Below are 18,394 nucleotides of genomic sequence, written 5' to 3'. Positions count from 1 at the left end.
GCAAGTGAATGAATCCCCAGGAGCATAGATAACTATGTGACTGGGGTGAGTGAAAGCAGCCAACAAAGCAGCAGCTTGAAAGATGAAGGGTATAAAATCATCAGTAAACAGAACATATAGCATTGTTCTGTTAAGAGTAAATATTATTAATAGTAATAAAACAACAGGTTTATAACATGTGATTAATAGATACTTTTCAGTAAAAACATTGAGAGTTAATTAAATTTTAGTGATAATAAATCTACTAATATTATAACCATCTTAACTGATAAACGCGGGTTACAGCTTAGAACCCCAGATAGCACACTCAAGACACCGTAGCAGACTCGGCTTTCTTCTCATAATAACTATCAGGATCATTTGTAACACCACCTTCAAATACGTGGTTTGAATTCACAATATCCATTACTTTGTAAGCACAAAACATTCATGTTATAACGATCATTCATAAACCCGGAAACTTCACAAATTTCTGTCACCCTTCTTCCCGGTTCCATTGCGATCTTTTCTATTACCACCACCAAATTCACACTTTTGGCAATCATCCAACCGAGAGTATCGGGAGTAAAGCCCTGTGCCGCCCCATCTTCATAAATGTAATGCGCCAGTTTTTGCAGCCCCTCTTCGGATGAGTTGGCATGCATGGTTGCTACTCCTCCAGGATGACCAGAATTCCAGCTCTTGAGCAAAGTATAAGCTTCACCACCGCGAATCTCCCCCACCACAATCCGGTCTGGACGCAAACGCATTGTCGTTCGCAGCAAACGACGCATATCCACATCCTTACTCGTGCGTAACAGCGCCCGATTAGCATTGTTAAGCTGTAATTCCATCGTATCCTCAATCGCCACGATACGGTCACGCGGGCATTGCTGGCTAATCTCGTACAAAATAGTATTAGCCAACGTCGTTTTCCCACTGCCGGTACCCCCAACAAGTAGAATATTCTTACGCATAACCACGGCTTCGCGAATTGCTTCAATTGGGTGTTCAAAACTGCGTTTATAGCTCGCTATTCCAGATGCCAACCGCATAGCGGTAGCGCCTATCGGCTTAATAATGCCGCTTTTGCGGTAATCAGACAGCGATAAGATAACGGGAGAATGTTTACGAATAGCAAGAATGGGTGCATTTGCCAACGGAGGCAGGACACCGGCTATACGAGCACTACCCAACGGAAATTCACCTTCAATCAGACCCACATCAACGCCAACATCTGACTTTTGCAATGAAGCCGAAATCAGTAAAATCCGCTCTGCCGCATCTGCCGGAAAATCAGATTGTGCTTCATTCATTCCTTGGTTATGCAATTCAATCCACAGTTTTCCATCAGGATTAATCATGATTTCCACCACGTCTTTATCATCAAGCGCTCGGAGGATAATTGGCCCGCAAGCTGTTCTCAGCTCATTCAACACGTTCTCACGACATACGCCGCCTGTTCCTTGAATTTCACTGGTTCCAGCTTCAATGTTCTGCCTGATTTTCATCGTTAATCCCAACATTAAGTATTGCCTATTGGACTGCACCGCTAAACAGATGGCATAGATAACGACTGTTCAATGGCGTTTTCAATGCCCGATACCGCCGTAACCACCAGCATCAACATGCCACCAATCATAAGAATTGAAGCCAACAAGAACCCACGCGTCACTATCTGAACCTTAACGATCGTTTCATCCAACCAGTGCCGTGCAAACTTCGCCATTGATTGATCAAAACCCTGCAATCGTGACAATAACCTCAGATAACTGATCGCTTCGTCATCTGGGAAACGGTAACCGGTATCGCGCAATGCCTCACCAAAACCAGCCCCCATTGAAATATGTTCGAGCGTAGCCGCGATACGCACATACAGCCAGCGGGAACCCGCCTGTTCCAGCAGCAGTTCCAGCGCCGATTGCAACATCATCCCTGAACGGATCAGCAACGACACATTCAGTATGAACATACTGCCATGAATGGTTCTGTACAGTGACCACGGCGGAAACCGGTCAAGCACCGTTCGCAGCCGGCCTCCCAAAAAAGATAGCGATAACAACAGTAAAATGATCAATATCGCCAGCAATATCAGCGAATAAAATCCATAATCGTTGACAAATGTTCCCATCAAATAAAGGGTATAAGCCGCACCATCCCATGTTTCCGGCTTAGAAACAGCGGCCAGTTTGGGTACCAAACTACCTGCCACAATATGCAGCAATACACATATCATCCCGATGAGTATGAGTGGATAAATAGATGTACCAATAACAGCACTACGGATCTTGCTACCCGCTTCGATCATCGCGATCGCATCCATAAAAGCGCTACGTATGTCGCCGGAACGTTCACCCGCAGCAATCACCGCGACTTCATTTGGGCCAATCCATCGCCGTAAACTCTCTGCCAAAGTACTGCCCTGACTGACAGATTCATAGCAACTCCTTAACACCAATGCACAACCATTGTTGGGTTTATGGCCTTCGTTGCTGGCAATATTATACATTTCGCGTAATGCATCAATCAGCATGATACGATTTTCCAGCATCATGATCAGATGCCCGTAAAAACGAATCCGCGCTTTCTTACCAAACTGGATCTTCGCTAATCGATAGCTCAGTCTTTCAACAAAATCGGTCATGGACATAGCGTTTCACTCTATTTGATGGATCGCGGGAATAATCGGCCCCATCACACGTTCTGCCGCACGGGGATCGATTATTCCGTCATTTATTTTGCAAATAAGTGCGTCGATCTTGCTTAATCCCGCCATCTCCGAGATCCAATATCGGGTCGCTTCGTGATGGTGACCCATTCGATAAGCTTGCATTAAGCCAGGGGAAGTGCGTATCACTTCAGCGACGACTGTTCGGCCCAAGGTGCCGCTCTGTTTGCAATAGTCACAACCTTCCCCCTGGAGACAAACCGACTCCGGCTGACAATAAAGATTTAGTCGTTTCAACAGACGCTCGGAGACTTCTTGCTCATGCCCTTGCAGGGGAACTTTACAATGAGGACATAACACCTGAATCAGCGATTGACTGACCAAGCCAATCACCAGCCGCGAATCCATCAATAACGACTCCATCACCGCCTCATCCTGCAAGCGGGGCAAGATCGCTAAAGCGTCGTTTGCATGTATCGTGGTCCAAATAAGATGACCAGTCATTGCTGCACGAAATGCCATCTTTGCAGTCACCGCGTCGCGTATCTCACCGACCATAATCACATCGGGATCGAGTCGCATTGCATCAGCAATTGCCATCGCCCATTCTTGTTCGACAACAATGCTATCACCTCGATCTCCGGTTATAGGAGATTGATTGGCACCTTCAATTTCATATTCGGGTGGATCTTCAAGCGTGAGCAGATGGATGCCAGCTTGCTCGGCTATCATCTTCTGCATCACGATCTTCAAGGTCGTGCTCTTGCCGCTACCGGTCGCACCAGACAAGAGGACCACACCGGCCCGATGGTCCATAAGTTCTTCCAGTATCTGGCACTGTTCCGGCAAATAGCCGAGATCACTTAAGGTGCACACCGTACCAGGGCTATCCGCATACAACAATCGCAGCACCATCAACATGCCACGATCAAGCGGACGGGTATTAATACGCGCCCCGGAAAGTCCACACTCGGCCAGAAACTCATCCTTCATTCGCGCACGTTGCGCCTGCATCGGTTTAAAAGTCGGCTCTGCCACGTCACACATACTTTGATAGATAGTCGCGCATAATCGCAACCCTTCTTCCGGCCGCAGTTGTCCTATTGACCGCAAATAACCATCAATACGGCAACGGATTTCACAATAATTACGGCGAGCAACGATATGCAAATCCGACGCACGTTCCTCAGTCGCTTCGCCGATTAAGCGAATGATATAACGCTGAACATCCGATTCAGTCCCGCCCAGTCCATGACTCTCACTCTTACTGAGACGGTACAATTCCAATATGCTCCCCATGCCACAAGTGACAGTCTGATAGACAAAGCCATGTCTTTTAACCGTCTCTTCATAGGCCAGCACATGGGGATCAAGCCGGTGGGAGGCAGACACGGCAAGCACGCATTGCCCCTTCTGCTGAGGTAACTCAACAAGACATATCAAACTGCGGTTAGCTAACTCTATTTCAAGTGCACCGCTCAAGGCAGATAAAACTTTTGCACCCTGCCTGACCATACACAACAGATCGGAGCATGTTATTGCCATAAATATCTCCACCCATCAGTAATTAACGGCTTAACGGCAGCGGCGGTGCAACCATCAAGTCAAGGCTATCCAGCAACGATGCATCATTGGTAGCAGTAAGACCTACCTCATAGAATCGCCCCTGTTTGGAGAAAGTCACTCCCCCAGTATCAATGCGGACCACTTTATAACCATTCGGCAACTGTTCACCTGCTTTCACATCCATGATGCCGCCTGAACGAAGCCGAAGCGTAGCGGTCAGAACCCCATTGCGCCCGAAGATTGACTTAACCAGAGGCAGGCCATTATTAACGGCTCCTCTTTTATTCACCATTCTGGAAATTTTATCGAATTCAGCCTGAGCATTTGCCCTTGCGGTTTCAGCTTTAAGTAACATCAAATCCGTCTGTAACTTTTCCAGTTGCGCGGCAACGCTGTCAGTCGTTACCGTTGGCGATGCAGGCTTCTGCGCAACGTGATGCTTCGCCTGAGTTGCCGGTAACTCAGTAGATGGTGTTTGCGCATATGTCAGGGAAAATACCGACGCCACAAATAGACTGATTATAAGCTGGCTAATTTTTTGCATAGAAAACCCCATTCAGCTTCCACTCAGGAAAACCATCAGATAACACAATTCTGGCACTAGTCACTCTCAATCCGGGGAGTGGCTTACCTGAAAACAATGCATCTGGAGATAATTGAGAAGTCAGCGTCCAGTTATAAGTCTGCCAATCAGGATTGGCCCACACACGTGTTTCGCCTTCCGGCAAAGGGGGCGGAGGCGGAGGCAAAACGGAAGCGCCCTCAGTCAAAGTTGGAGGTGGCAAACCTAGTGCCTGAAAATAAGAGATCAATTCAACCAACGCCTGATCGGACGACTGCAATACATCATCATTATCTGCCTGATCCTCACTCTGCAACTGCTCAAACGGTATCAATACCTGTGCCTGTTCCCCACCATTGGAAATCACCGGACCCGCCCGGAAAATATTGATAGCAGCAACCTGGAAAATATTGATCGGCATCCCATCATGACGCTGATAACTCACAGAAACCGCATTAGCATCCAGCATAACGAATTCAATCTGCCAACCCGCGAGCGATAAGGGAACCTTGGCTAACGCTTTATTCCATGTAGAAAACTGCCATTCCATTGTTGGCTGCGCCAGCCACGGATGCGGAGGTGGAACTTCCACCACCTCATTGGATAAATTCGGTACCTTTATTTCTGTATTCTGCTTATAGATGTGCCACATCCACCAACCGCCAGCTAACAAGAACGCAGTACCTGCGGTCATGGCAAAGACCTTAATCTGGTACTTCGACATTTCGCCAGTCAAACTCTCAAGCTGACCAATAGATTTTCTCAATGCGGACTGCGGTAACAATTGCACCAATGGTACTTCCAACCACGGCGATTCAAACTCCTTCGGTGCATAAATCGCATTCCACACCCCATTGGCGCCCTCGACCAACTGCACCGTATCACGCAATTTCGCTTCGATTTCTTCACGAGTGCCGATCAAATCACGTCCAGCCATTATCGCGCCCTGATGTACCGCGACCAATGCATAATGTCCATCAGGCAAATGAAACGCACCTATCCAGTTAGGTTTATCCACCGCTTTAGCAAGAACGGCCGCCAATGAATAACAACCCGGTACTCCTGCCTCCTTTGGTATATACCCGACCTGTATACTTCGTCCAACACGATGCCGGACAACCAAGGTAAACCCTGCGGCAATCCCATTCCTACGGATGTGAGAACGTGTTAACACAGTGACAGGCGGTCGCCAGATGATGCCTGCAACCAAAGTCTTACCATATAGCTTGATTTGCATAACGCGCTCCGCGCCTGTTTCAGTCTGGGCCATTTTTCAATCTACCACTATAGGAGTAATCATGACTACGATCACATTATGGTTTCTGCTGCCCTGACGGCTCCCACCCAAGAATTGATTATCCGGGCTACCCAAACCACTACGTTCACTGGTATCCGACTGTTGCTCGAACCCTGATAGCACCAACGTTTCACCTGAATGTAGTCTCACCTTCTGACTGAATGCGCGTAAATCTATTGTCGGCAACTGCACCTGACCGGTCTCTTCCTTGCCGAATTTCTCCAGCCTCTTTAAATCGCTCAAGCTAATGTTGTACTGCAACAATATTTGCTTGTCGGCCATTGCATAAGGCAACATCAACATATTAAAACCCGTCGTCACTGTCGCTGGCTCGATCCCTTGTGAAATGCCCACTTGTGGCGTTGAGGTACTAGAAACTGATGAAACATAACCCGTCTGCGTGGCAACCTGCATCGGTACCGCTTGCAAATTCAGAGTAGTCACAGAAGGTTGAGTCACTATAGAGACTTTACCTTGAGTCGATAACGCCTTGATCAGTAAATTACTGTCACTAAATGGCCCCTTAAGAATATGAATATTGGTACTGATATCACGCCCATCAGTGACACCACTGCCCACACCACCCACGCCGATATGAGCGCTTTTATAGGCCAGTGACCAATCAACGCCATACTGATCAGCCCTATCGAACGTCAGGTTAAGGATCTTGACATTAAGCACCACCTGCGTTGTCAATAACTTGTTCTGCTGATCAATATAATCCTTAATTCTATCGAGTATTTCAGGTGAGTCGGTTACCACCAATGATGCCGTCGCCATAGACAAAGTTAACTTACCTTCACCAGACGTTAGCATATTTGACACCGTTTTTTGGATCTCATCCATAACCGAACGGGTCAAAGAAGTCGCGAGAGTTTGGGAGCTACCGCTGTTACCGCTGTCGCTTCCATTTAAGCCACCGCCGAACGTTGCACTGGTCGTCGCTGTCACACTGGAAGACAATGCATCCGTACCCGGCAATGCATATATTTGAAACACTCGCGTCTCTGTTTTGAAAATATGCACTGCCCCATTGTGTACTTTCCAATGCAATCCTGACGACAAAATGACCGAATCAAGCAAACCTGCCAAGGAGCCATGCCAATTCACGTTTATTTTCATCTCTTCTGGTGCACCACCTTCAGACATTGACTGCGCATTTGAATTGACAACAACCTCCTCCTGACCATTTTCTTTCTCCTCCAATGCCGGCGCCGAACTGGAAGACACGGCAAACCGCGCATCAGCACTGATCTGCACCGGCACGCCACAGATACGCTTGATCTTTTCCGCAAACTGACTCAGCGTCATCGGCTCAGCTTCCTCCAGAGTCAACATGCAGGAAACAGTTTCACCTTCCTTCTTGGATGGAATCTCCTTAGTTGATACCCAATAACCATGCTCGTGAACATGCACTGCCGTCATGGCGGCAGTATTGCGTAACTCCTTAATAATACTGGCAGCATTTGCCATCTCAATATCTGCCTGCCGATCAACATTAGAGATTGCCGCACAACCTGCCAGGCCAGTCGCTATACAGGGCAGCAATATCAATCTGGAAAACGTCAAAAACTGGATATGCATGTGATTACCCCTGAGCCTGTACATGAACAAGCCGCTGTTCCTGATAAATATCGACAACGAAAGGACGATTCGCCATGGCGTAGGCTTCGAATAGCTCGCTTACCGCATGGATAAACGTGCCATTAAAACGCAGACCAGCTCGGATAGGGAAATCATAGGAAGCATCCCATACCACTTGGTAGCCAGACCTACTGGCCCATTCTTGTGTAACATCACGCAGAGTTTGCCCCGGAGTTGCTGTCCACACCGCCGCCACAGGAACGGGTGTACGCATCGATGTTGCATAAACGGCAACACTTGACATACAGACAAGTACCGTAAAAACATATGTGATTATTTTGTTCATCGATCTTTCCAAAAAGAAAAAAAGTAAGCCAAACAACCTATTAACAAATTAACAAAGCCCAGTGACCCAAAGAAAGCCCGCTTGCGAAACAACAACTACAATATTTCCACCAGCGCTCCGTCAGAAACAAACTTCCGAACATCATTCGGTAATTGTCTGGCAAGCAAACTCTCTACCCGTTTTCCTCTACCATCGATAAGTCTGGAACCATGCTTAAAACCAATCTGATCGGGTTCAGCACTCCATTTAAGCAATTCTCCGAAAGCGCCATGCAACAACCCATTGTCGCCAGAGAGGCTATTTTTGCGGAAAATATAGACATGCGCCCCTGAAATAAATCCCCCCCAGAGACACTGGCTGGCAACGTTGTCACACCAGGCATCGGTATTCACCCACGTCATATGTAGAGTGGTCAGTGCCTGCTGCATCTTGCGACTCCTGATCACGCCAACGGAATGATTATTAAGCAATTGCACACCGGCTGAAGCATAGCTACGAAACAGCGCGGCTACATCAGTTTTGGCACGTACTGACTGCACACGCACTTCATACAACAACTCACCAAAAATCAGTTGCATGATAAATACGACAACAATCCCAACAATCGCTAATGGCCACATTTATGTTCTCCTACTCACTCTAGATTGGTTAATGCCGAGTCATCAGATGCTGTTCATCAGTTATGACTTCTCAAAATATGGGAACTGTTTTTAGAAGAATGGAACACGCTGGCAATATTATATTTGCGATGTGGTCCAGCAATGAATGTCACTATGCAAGTTCTCGTATTCCGTCGATTTACATTGGAACTGGCTTCTGGATAATCCACCAGTCCAGATCGTTGAAAAACAAGCGGTAAATCAGATTCCTGGTTGTTACCATTTTTATCCGCTTCATACACCGCCAACACGCAACGCATACGATAGTTGTTAGAAATCGGAGGCGTAGAGACGGTGACTAACACAGGGGCATTTGAATTGTTAACAAAAGGCTGACTCCGACTGTTTACTTTACCGCCACCGTTATCTCTCTCACTTGTTATCCCTGACGACATTCCCGATGCAAGCCGATAGCCATTGCTGATTACCGTTTGATTTGCCAATAACCGCCTGCTTCCACTCGCATCTCTCCACTCCAAATCTGACTTATCGACATTAATTCCCTGACACACCAGCAGTTCCCCCTGCTTGCTCATGGACAGGTTACCTAACGCTGGGCACTTGCCGCCGACAAGATTTCCAGTTTGAGTGTTGATCACTAAGTTATTACCAACAACGACATTATTATCCGCATGAATATCACCGGCAGCCAAAGTCCCTTTATTATCGGGATTGGCATTACCATCAAGGATAAACAACGTACCATGCTCTGGATTGACAACCACTTCACCGTCGCTATTTTGTTCAATATAGGCGGGTTTTCCCTGAGAGCGGGAAGAGAAGACGATCTTATTCACACCATTAACCATGCCGGGGCCTTGCATCGACAGCGTATCCACCTGCTCGAGGCCATGACCGCCCATGTTGATGCTGGTTTCCATCCTATTCCACTCTGGATGCCCGCCTATTTTTTGTCGATGAAGCAAGTCGCCCGCTAATGTCCCTGGGCCATAGATTGACGCATCCCGCATGAACGGAGCATAAAAAATACGGCCAATTTCCTTGGGTTGTTCATTAAAAAAACCAGCAAAAGATTCAGGTGCATTGACCTGACCATAACTATTCCAATAAGTGGCCGGATTACGATAATCCCGATTTTTGTAATCCAGATACAAGCCACCAACCCCAATCAATTGCGCAATCCTCATCGAATGTTTAGCAACATTTGGCTGTTTTCCATTAGCCACTATCGGAACGGTATAAAGCAACGGATCAATCCGTTTTTTGCCATTAGGCAACATGACAACACGTAATACGCCATCATATTTCTGACCCAGCGGATTGACCGTATTCTGGTCAAGCCCCGGCGGTAAATAGGGGGTTATCTCTGCCCAATTAATGGGTGCTGGAGTGGGCCCATGACTTAAAGCGACATAATTGTCATTAACATAATCCACCACCGCATCACCAAGATGTTGGATCTGCCCGGCGACGACCTGGTTCACCAGCATGTCACTCTGTCTGTTTAGATAAACCACCCCAACCACCATCATTGATGCCAGTACTATTAGTGCAACAGTCACTTCCAGCAAAGTGAAACCTGCATCATGGCGGCTTATCATCAATATAGATACAGACTCATCATCATGCATAAATAGTCCTTCTTAATAATAAGTAAGAAAATCTATTCCATCCGATAAACTATTTACCCCAAAAGCGATCCCGCCCAAGGGGAGTGGCACTGCGGCCTACTCATGCCTGGCTACCTATTGAAAAGCGCCATAATCAATCCAGCTACTGCCAGACCTGGGCCGAAAGGTATCTGTGGCGCCGTTCTCATTCTGCGTAGTCGCCAAACCGTCAGATAACTTATTAATGTGAAACTTGCTGCCAGCAAAATCATTAATGGGAGCGCTTCCACCCCCAACCAGGCGCCAAGCGCCGCCAGAAATTTAGCATCTCCCATTCCCAATGCATCATGCTGGACCCATTGCCGGGCAATCCACGCCACCAGCCTGAAAAACAGATATCCACAAACCGCGCCACTGACGGCCAAAGGTAATGCCACAAATCCGGCGGAATACAGATTGAACAGCAATCCTAGCCACAGCAAAGAAAGTGTCAGTTGATCAGGCAGCAGCATATGTTCGAAATCAATGACTGCCAGTGCGATCAACATCGAACTCAGCACCAATAACCCCAACAACGAGTAACTCCAACCCAGATCCAAAGCCAGTAAAGAAAAGAGTACCGCTACCGCGCCTTCAACCAGTGGATAGCGTATAGAAATCGTACCATTACAGTATCGACAGAGCCCTTTCTGGTACCAATAACTCAACAGGGGAATGTTATCGCGGACCGCTAACACGTGGCTGCAACGTGGACAATGGGAACGGGGGAAATAGAGATTAAAGTCGGCAGCCTCGCTATTGATTTCAGAGTCATTGATTTCAGAGAAAAGCATAATCGGCAGGCGGCAGATCACCACATTAAGAAAACTTCCGACACACAACCCTAGCAACCCTGACGCCAGGACCAAACACCCGGTAGAAGATTGCAACCACCCTATCATCATGATGATCTCCCGGAAGATTCAGCACAAAGCGAACCACATTAAATGAGGGAAACAACAACAAAACCAGAGAAACCAGCTACTTCCCTCACCAAGAAAATGTAGCTTGAGAAGCCTTCACCAAGCCTGCCAAGCCACATACCACATCAAAACAATCCATGTTCTAAAATCAATGTCCTAACTGGCGGAAACAAACGTCACGGTATTTGCATCACTGGCATTACATGCCGATTCAATTTGTGCCAAAGTCGAATCTGGTTTAATTTCTATACCAGATTGCTGCCCTTTCCCACTTCCACCACCCACGGTCATTTTCGACCAACCCGCAACCCGCAATTTCAGCGAAAGTTGTTGGCAAGCCTCATCAGGCACATTTTGATACTCAATCTTAAAGGTCTGAGCAGTGGCATCTCCCGGAGAAATGATGACTTTGCCATTCCAACTATTAAAAATAATCCCGGCCTTACCATCCTGAGTCATATTGGCGGGAACGACTTTGTAATTAATGGAAATCTTGTTATCCAAACTGTCATAGCCTTTGGCGCCATTTTTAATTGACTTCAAATTTGCGGCCATCTGAGTAATATTCGACGATTCGGTTGAGATTTCCGAAGCCCGAAATAACTTACCAATCCCGGCTGCGGCGGCTGCCAATATCACAATACCAACAATCATCACAACCAATGCTTCAATCAGCGTAAAACCTGATTGACGCTTGGCGCCACGCAGTACATTGACTTTCTTATTCATGCTAATCACTCCAAAATCAAAATAAGAGACGCATTACCACTCACATACTCACCAAATGAAATAAAATATTAACGCAATAATAACATACATAAAAATATTTAAAATACTTTAATGTTTCAAATTGAAACTAATGTTATAGATTACAATTTGAAAAATAAAATTGTTTAAAACGTTCAAAAATCACACAAACGATCGTTATAAACTATCAAATATTTTAATTTCTATCGTGAATATCGATTAAAACTGATGATATAGCCTATTAAAAAATCAATGAATTTTATTCTGTCAATTAGCAGCAAATAACAATAAATAAATATTTCTTATATATAAAATTAACTTGTTGTTAAGACTTACTGTTGTACCGAGCCTGTCACAGATCACATTTTTTGTAAAAATAGAGCATGCAAAACTGCTTTTTACTCAGGAAAAACACCTTTCATTAACCAAGGTTTTTTTAAATGCCGGCAGCGAATTCTTGCTCACTATCGATTGAGAAAGAGTAGCTATTGAAAAAGGATGTCTATTGAGAAAGGATAGGCGAGAAAAAATAGGGAATTAAATACTCCACTAAAGCAAAATAATACCAACCTCATCTTTTAAATAACAGGACGAAATACACACAATGATCATAAGTTGATCAGATAAAAAAATAAAATTAAGTCATTAATCCAGATAAATAGAAAATAACTCTATTCATTACCCTGTATGAATTACAAAAACAATATAAATATGTAGATACGTAACATCATGAATAAATTCATCTTGCCCCCCCCTATTAATTAATGATAATCATAAAATAAAAATCATATACAGACCTTACACCGATAATTTCACTATTTAACTAAAAGTGATCTAAATAAATCACTAAACAAATATTTATCATGGATAATAACCTTTCAAATTCAGGTTGTTGCGGTAGCTATACCCATAATCCATGGCTAATGAAAACAAAGTGAAAAACACTTTATTAATATTTTAAATGTAAATAATCAACAAAGGAAAAAATCATGGCTATAACTCCAGAACAAATTGCTGTTGACTATCCCATTCCTACTTATCGATTTGTTGTGTCGATTGGTGATGAACAAATCCCTTTTACCAGCGTTTCCGGACTCGATATTTCCCATGATGTAATAGAATATAAAGATGGCATCGGGAATTACTATAAAATGCCAGGCCAACGTCAGTCGATTAATATTACTTTACGCAAAGGTATATTTTCTGGCGATACGAAACTTTTTGACTGGATTAATTCTATCCAGCTTAATCAAGTTGAAAAGAAAGATATTTCTATTAGCTTAACCAATGAAGCAGGTACTGAAATTTTAATGTCTTGGAACGTGGCAAATGCCTTTCCAACCTCATTAACCTCCCCTTCTTTTGATGCCACCAGTAATGAGATTGCAATTCAGGAAATCACTCTGACAGCCGATCGAGTGACCATTCAAGCGGCCTAATCAGGCGGCCAATACGCCGACAAATAATCATCACAATGTATGGATTCTGCTGAACTCATCATTCTGAAATTTACGCAGAATATCGCATAATAATTGGAGGCAACATGCCAATAACCCCAACTTATCCCGGCGTTTATATTGAAGAAGACGCCTCACTCGCACTCTCAGTGAGCTCGGGAGCAACAGCAGTGCCTGTTTTTGCCGTTGCGAATAACACTTCATTTTTACCCACGGATACCCCAGTCCGTATTAATAGCTGGCTGGATTATTTGACACTAAAAGGTGAGCAATTTGATCCTAAAAATATCGTTGATGTTTCACTGCGCGCCTATTTTATTAACGGCGGGGGATATGGCTATCTCATCAGAACTCAAGATTTAGAAAAGCAGGTCCCAGTACTTGACGATGTGACATTACTGGTTGCCGCTGGAGAGACCATCAACAATGCCGTCAGCACACTTTGCCAACCGGGCAAAGGCTTATTTGCCATTTTTGATGGCCCAACGACCGCGTTAAAATCTGATGGCACATCCCGAGATAATTATGATCAAAACCCGTTTGCCGCCGTTTACTATCCCTGGCTAACGGCAGATTGGGCAACAGATACTCTCATTCCCCCAAGCGCTGCCATTGCGGGTGTCTATTGCTCGGTTGACCGCTCCCGTGGCGTTTGGAAAGCGCCCGCGAATGTCGTGTTACAAGGTGGGATGAAACCAATATTTAAAGTTACCGATGATTTGCAAGGCATTTATAACACCGGCAAAGCCATTAATATCATCCGCGAATTTCCGAATACGGGCGCCACAGTCTGGGGCGCCCGCACACTTGATGACAGTGATAACTGGCGTTACATCCCAGTTCGCCGCCTGTTTAACAGCGCAGAACGAGACATTAAAAATGCCATGAGCTTCGCGGTGTTTGAACCTAACAGCCAACCCACCTGGAAAGCCGTCCAGCGGGCTATTGATAACTATCTCCATGACCTCTGGCGACAAGGCGGACTGATGGGCAACAAAGCCGAACAGGCTTATTTTGTCCAAATCGGTAAAGGCATCACCATGACCGATGACGATATCAAACAAGGCAAAATGATTGTCAAAGTGGGCCTGGCAGCGGTTCGTCCCGCCGAGTTCATTATCTTGCAGTTCACGCAGGATATCGCACAATAATTGGAGGCAGCATGCCAACAACACCAACCTATCCCGGCGTCTATATTGAAGAAGATGCATCACTGGCGCTTTCTGTTAGCCAGGGAAATACCGCAATCCCGATTTTTATTGGTCGTTTCTCACCGAAAAAAACCAGCACAACGCCACAAGTAACACGCGTGAGTAGCTGGTTGGATTTCACTCAGCTATTTAATGTCGGTTGTATTACGTCAATAGCCATTAAATCAACAGCACCTACACCACCACCTGCTCCTGAAAAAGCGGATAGCAATGCAGAAGTTACCACCATAACCGATATCGCTCTTGATAAAGACGATAGCGGTACAGATTACACTTACGAGGTGACTGTCGGTACTTACACAACGAGCAGTGATGCTTTAAGACTTTATTTTCAGAATGGCGGCGGACCTTGTTATATCCTGCCAATTACGGATACCCAAGATACGACTCTGGCATTAATCCCTGAGTTAATTAGGCAAGCTTTAGAAATCACTTTAATCGTCTGCCCTGAACAAGATTCTGATTACCAGAGCAAGATATATCACAGTCTGACACCTTCATTATTGAATGAGGGCTATTTCCTTATCGCTGACAATCAGGATAAAGCATCCGCCATCAGCGCTAACGTGCCTTCACAAACCGCAACCTATTATCCGGCGATTAAAGTCTCACAACTTATTCAAACAGAAGATAGCCAGATAGCAGTATCAGGCTATGAAGATGCAAAAACAAAACCCGATGAAGTCAAAAATCTGACGCAACTCAAAGAGAAGAACAAAACTGTCTACCAGCAAGTCGTTGATGCAATAAATAGCACAATAACATCCCATGACAATATCATTCCCACCAGCGCGGTGATGGCAGGCGTGTATTGTACTACTGATGCCAGCCGTGGCGTCTGGAAAGCACCGGCTAATGTTGTACTTAGCGGGATTAGTGATGTGGCTGAACGGCTTACCGACGATGAACAAGGGGAGATGAATTCGAAAGGCATCAACACTATTCGCTATTTCAGCCACAAAGGTTTTGTCGTATGGGGCGCACGTACTCTGCAAAACGATGATAACTGGCGCTACATTCCCGTTCGGCGTCTATTTAATGCGACTGAGCGGAACATCAAGCAAGCAATGCGATTTGCCGTCTTTGAACCCAACAGCCAACCCACTTGGGAACGAGTCCGAGCCGCCATTGACAACTATCTCCATCAACTCTGGCAACAAGGGGCGCTGGCCGGTAATAACCCGCAAGAAGCCTATTTTGTTCAAATTGGTCAAGGTATCACCATGTCCGACGACGACATTAAACAAGGGAAAATGATCGTCAAAATTGGCATGGCGGCGGCACGCCCGGCTGAATTTATTATCCTCCAGTTTACCCAAAATGTAGCACAGTAACCGTACTGAGACGCGGCTTAACCCCGCGTCTATTCAGCCATTCGAGGAGATAATAATGGAGATAAAACAGCCAGGCGTTACGATAACGGAAAACCTAATATCCCTGAAACCGGATAATGAATTTATCGGTGTACCGGTTTTTATTGGTTATACCCAACCGGTCACAAACGAAAATGCTAACGATAACCTTACCATTAAACTAAACAGCCTGACCGATTTTACCCTGTCATTTGACGCATCAGGCTTAATGTACTATTCCGTGCGCCACTTCTTCGAAAACGGGGGCCAGCAAGCCTATGTGCTGTCAATAGGTTCTAACGAGCTCTTAGAAAACTTTTCGTCCTTGATTAAAGCACTACAACAGGACTGGGTAAACCACGCTCTCGCCACAGAGAGCGAAATCACGCTAATTGTTATTCCTGACATTGCCCACTTTAATCGGAGAAGCGATCCCAGTGCCAACATAGATCTTTGGCTACAGTTCTGGCAATCCGTACTTAACCTTTGTAAGAGCCGACGCGGCATCATGGGATTGCTGGATGCGCCAGATGACCCAGCACTGGCCGCCAAATGTTTAGCGCAGTTTTCTTCCAATGATCGGCAATGGGGCGCCATATATTGGCCGGGAATTAACAGTGCCTATCAAGAAAACGGCCAACCTATTGTGCTTTCACCTACTGCGGCAGTGGCTGCCGTCATTCAGCGTAACGATAACCAAATGGCCGTCTGGCATGCACCCGCCAATGTCGCGTTAGCCAAAGCGATCAGCCCAGTACGCTCTTATATTGAAGCTGATGCTCTCTTTAACCCAGCGGGTACTTCACTGAATCTGGTTCGCAGCTTCCCCGGCAAAGGCATTAAAATCTGGGGTTGTCGCACGCTGGAAAACACCCCCGGCTCTCCCTGGCGCTATATTCAGATCCGCCGTTTGGTTTCCTATATCGAAGCCCATATGACTCAACTGGGCCGAGCTTTTGTCTTTGAGCCAAATAACGCCATTACCTGGATGAAATTTAAAGGTCAAGCCCACAACTGGCTACGTCAGTTATGGCTAAAAGGTGGGCTGCGAGGTACCCAAGAAGATCAGGCATTTGAAATATTACTGGGCATTGACGAATCAATGAGTGAAGCCGATCTGCGGGCCGGAAAAATGATCATCAAGATCAAACTGGCCGTTTTAATTCCGGCGGAATTCATTGAGCTGAATCTGACATTTGATACCCGTACCGGTACCATACCTCGTTAAACAGGGGCAAAACATGCATAACCTCTATACCCCGTCAGTGTCACACCGTTTTATCGCCAGTTTTCTTTTTAACAATATCCCTAGCCCACTGGATATTGCCTTTCAGCGAATATCGGGCCTGAGCCGCGAACTGCAAACCACCCAATACAGTCAAGGTGGAGAAAACACCAGAAATACCTGGCTGGCCGAAAAAATCCAACATGGCAGCCTGCTTCTGGAGCGCGGCGTGATGACAATCACACCGCTGACTTTAGTATTTGATCGCGTCCTGCGTGGTGAAAAAGCGGCCTACGCCGATGTTGTCATCATGTTATTGAATGAAAATGCGTTACCGGTGGCAAGCTGGACATTAAGTAATGCCTTGCCGGTTCGCTGGTCCACGGGTGACTTTGATGCCAACAGCAATGCCGTTTTGGTGAACTCGTTGGAATTACGTTATCAGGATATGCGCTGGTTAGGAGTGAAAATATGACCGTCGAAATTAAAGAACTGATTATTCAAGTCAAAGTCACCGACTCCGTGAACGATCCCGTCCCTCCACGGACGTTAGCTCAGGAAACTCTGGATAACGCCCGCTTGATTGAGATGGTGAAACAGGAAGTATTAGACGCATTGCATGAAGCAGGAGGTCATTATGAGCTTAATTGAACGTAGCCTATCCAGACTCACTCTCACCGCCTTCAAAGATCGGGAAGGCAAAGTCTCGGTAGGCAGTTTACAAGCCATGTATAACCCCGACGCCATTCAACTCGATTATCAGACTCGCTATCAACAAGATGAAAGCGTTAACAGTGCCAGTCAAAGCAGCCGCTATGTGTTATCCCAACCCGCCGGTCTGTCATTAATCCTGTTATTTGATGCCACTATGCCCGGCAATAACATCCCGGTAGAAACCCAACTGGCGACCCTGAAATCCTTATGTGCGGTTGATGCCAGCACTAACGTTCCCCACTTTCTTAAAATCAAATGGGGCAAAATGCGCTGGGAAAACAAAGGCTATTTTGCCTGCCGAGCCAGCGGCCTTGCGATTAATTACACCCTATTTGATCGTGATGCGACTCCGTTGCGAGCTAGCGCCATCTTATCCTTGGTCGCAGACGAAAGCTTGGTTATTCAAGCCACCGAGCACCAATTAAAATCGCCCCCCGTTACCGCAGTCAGCGTAACCGATATGATCTCCCTGCCCTTGATCGCCTTAGGTGCTG

General features: G+C 45.9%; 18 protein-coding genes. 7 read left to right on the top strand and 11 right to left on the bottom strand.

What is annotated here, in order from left to right:
• Positions 1-374: 374 nt before the first annotated feature.
• From trbB to KZ793_RS20780, 11 genes are all read right to left on the bottom strand, one after another.
• Positions 375-1,490 carry a P-type conjugative transfer ATPase TrbB gene (gene trbB, locus KZ793_RS20830; RefSeq protein WP_225817059.1) on the bottom strand — a complete coding sequence of 372 codons (1,116 nt, stop codon included), beginning with the start codon at positions 1,488-1,490 and terminating at the stop codon, positions 375-377.
• 41 nt (positions 1,491-1,531) lie between these two features.
• Complete coding sequence (locus KZ793_RS20825) at positions 1,532-2,629, bottom strand: type II secretion system F family protein (RefSeq protein WP_118985765.1); 1,098 nt, start codon at positions 2,627-2,629, stop codon at positions 1,532-1,534.
• Positions 2,630-2,635: 6 nt separating this feature from the next.
• Positions 2,636-4,192 (bottom strand): GspE/PulE family protein, encoded by a 1,557-nt coding sequence (locus KZ793_RS20820; protein ID WP_225817058.1) that lies wholly within the window; start codon positions 4,190-4,192, stop codon positions 2,636-2,638.
• Between the two features lie 22 nt (positions 4,193-4,214).
• Positions 4,215-4,757, bottom strand: a complete 543-nt coding sequence (gene pilP / locus KZ793_RS20815) for a type IV pilus biogenesis protein PilP (protein ID WP_225817057.1) — start codon at positions 4,755-4,757, stop codon at positions 4,215-4,217.
• Positions 4,744-6,012, bottom strand: coding sequence for a type 4b pilus protein PilO2 (gene pilO2, locus KZ793_RS20810; protein WP_225817056.1), 1,269 nt, complete (start codon positions 6,010-6,012; stop codon positions 4,744-4,746). The genes pilP and pilO2 overlap by 14 nt, the downstream gene beginning before the upstream one ends.
• 36 nt (positions 6,013-6,048) lie before the next feature.
• Complete coding sequence (gene pilN, locus KZ793_RS20805) at positions 6,049-7,656, bottom strand: PilN family type IVB pilus formation outer membrane protein (RefSeq protein ID WP_225817055.1); 1,608 nt, start codon at positions 7,654-7,656, stop codon at positions 6,049-6,051.
• A gap of 4 nt (positions 7,657-7,660) precedes the next feature.
• The gene (locus KZ793_RS20800; protein ID WP_225817054.1) at positions 7,661-8,002 is read right to left on the bottom strand and encodes a toxin co-regulated pilus biosynthesis Q family protein; all 342 of its coding nucleotides are present in this window, start codon (positions 8,000-8,002) and stop codon (positions 7,661-7,663) included.
• A 95-nt stretch (positions 8,003-8,097) separates the two neighbouring features.
• Positions 8,098-8,622 (bottom strand): hypothetical protein, encoded by a 525-nt coding sequence (locus KZ793_RS20795; RefSeq protein WP_225817053.1) that lies wholly within the window; start codon positions 8,620-8,622, stop codon positions 8,098-8,100.
• A gap of 56 nt (positions 8,623-8,678) precedes the next feature.
• The gene (gene pilV / locus KZ793_RS20790; protein WP_225817052.1) at positions 8,679-10,253 is read right to left on the bottom strand and encodes a shufflon system plasmid conjugative transfer pilus tip adhesin PilV; all 1,575 of its coding nucleotides are present in this window, start codon (positions 10,251-10,253) and stop codon (positions 8,679-8,681) included.
• Positions 10,254-10,363: 110 nt separating this feature from the next.
• Positions 10,364-11,176 (bottom strand): prepilin peptidase, encoded by an 813-nt coding sequence (locus tag KZ793_RS20785; RefSeq protein ID WP_225817051.1) that lies wholly within the window; start codon positions 11,174-11,176, stop codon positions 10,364-10,366.
• 174 nt (positions 11,177-11,350) lie between these two features.
• Entirely contained in the window at positions 11,351-11,923 is a 573-nt protein-coding gene (locus tag KZ793_RS20780) for a type 4 pilus major pilin (protein WP_225817050.1), read from the bottom strand.
• 1,007 nt (positions 11,924-12,930) lie between these two features.
• Between KZ793_RS20780 and KZ793_RS20775 the strand changes: the two genes are divergently transcribed.
• The 7 genes from KZ793_RS20775 to KZ793_RS20745 all read left to right on the top strand — a co-directional run.
• Positions 12,931-13,380, top strand: a complete 450-nt coding sequence (locus tag KZ793_RS20775; protein WP_225817049.1) for a phage tail protein — start codon at positions 12,931-12,933, stop codon at positions 13,378-13,380.
• Between the two features lie 104 nt (positions 13,381-13,484).
• Positions 13,485-14,549 (top strand): phage tail sheath family protein, encoded by a 1,065-nt coding sequence (locus tag KZ793_RS20770; protein WP_225817048.1) that lies wholly within the window; start codon positions 13,485-13,487, stop codon positions 14,547-14,549.
• Between the two features lie 11 nt (positions 14,550-14,560).
• Positions 14,561-15,943 carry a phage tail sheath subtilisin-like domain-containing protein gene (locus KZ793_RS20765; protein WP_225817047.1) on the top strand — a complete coding sequence of 461 codons (1,383 nt, stop codon included), beginning with the start codon at positions 14,561-14,563 and terminating at the stop codon, positions 15,941-15,943.
• Positions 15,944-15,998: 55 nt separating this feature from the next.
• The gene (locus tag KZ793_RS20760) at positions 15,999-17,189 is read left to right on the top strand and encodes a phage tail sheath family protein (RefSeq protein ID WP_225817046.1); all 1,191 of its coding nucleotides are present in this window, start codon (positions 15,999-16,001) and stop codon (positions 17,187-17,189) included.
• A 13-nt stretch (positions 17,190-17,202) separates the two neighbouring features.
• Positions 17,203-17,661 (top strand): phage tail protein, encoded by a 459-nt coding sequence (locus KZ793_RS20755; protein WP_225817045.1) that lies wholly within the window; start codon positions 17,203-17,205, stop codon positions 17,659-17,661.
• Positions 17,658-17,837, top strand: a complete 180-nt coding sequence (locus tag KZ793_RS20750) for a DUF5908 family protein (protein ID WP_225817044.1) — start codon at positions 17,658-17,660, stop codon at positions 17,835-17,837. Before KZ793_RS20755 ends, KZ793_RS20750 begins: the two co-directional genes overlap by 4 nt.
• Positions 17,824-18,394, top strand: a 571-nt coding sequence (locus KZ793_RS20745) for a CIS tube protein (protein ID WP_225817043.1), incomplete at its 3' end; no start/stop codon positions are given. The genes KZ793_RS20750 and KZ793_RS20745, both read left to right, overlap by 14 nt.

This window comes from Photorhabdus antumapuensis (assembly GCF_020387775.1).
GTDB classification, from domain to species: Bacteria; Pseudomonadota; Gammaproteobacteria; order Enterobacterales; family Enterobacteriaceae; genus Photorhabdus; species Photorhabdus antumapuensis.
Note: the sequence above shows the minus strand (reverse complement) of the source record. Positions and strands in the feature narration are given on the sequence as shown.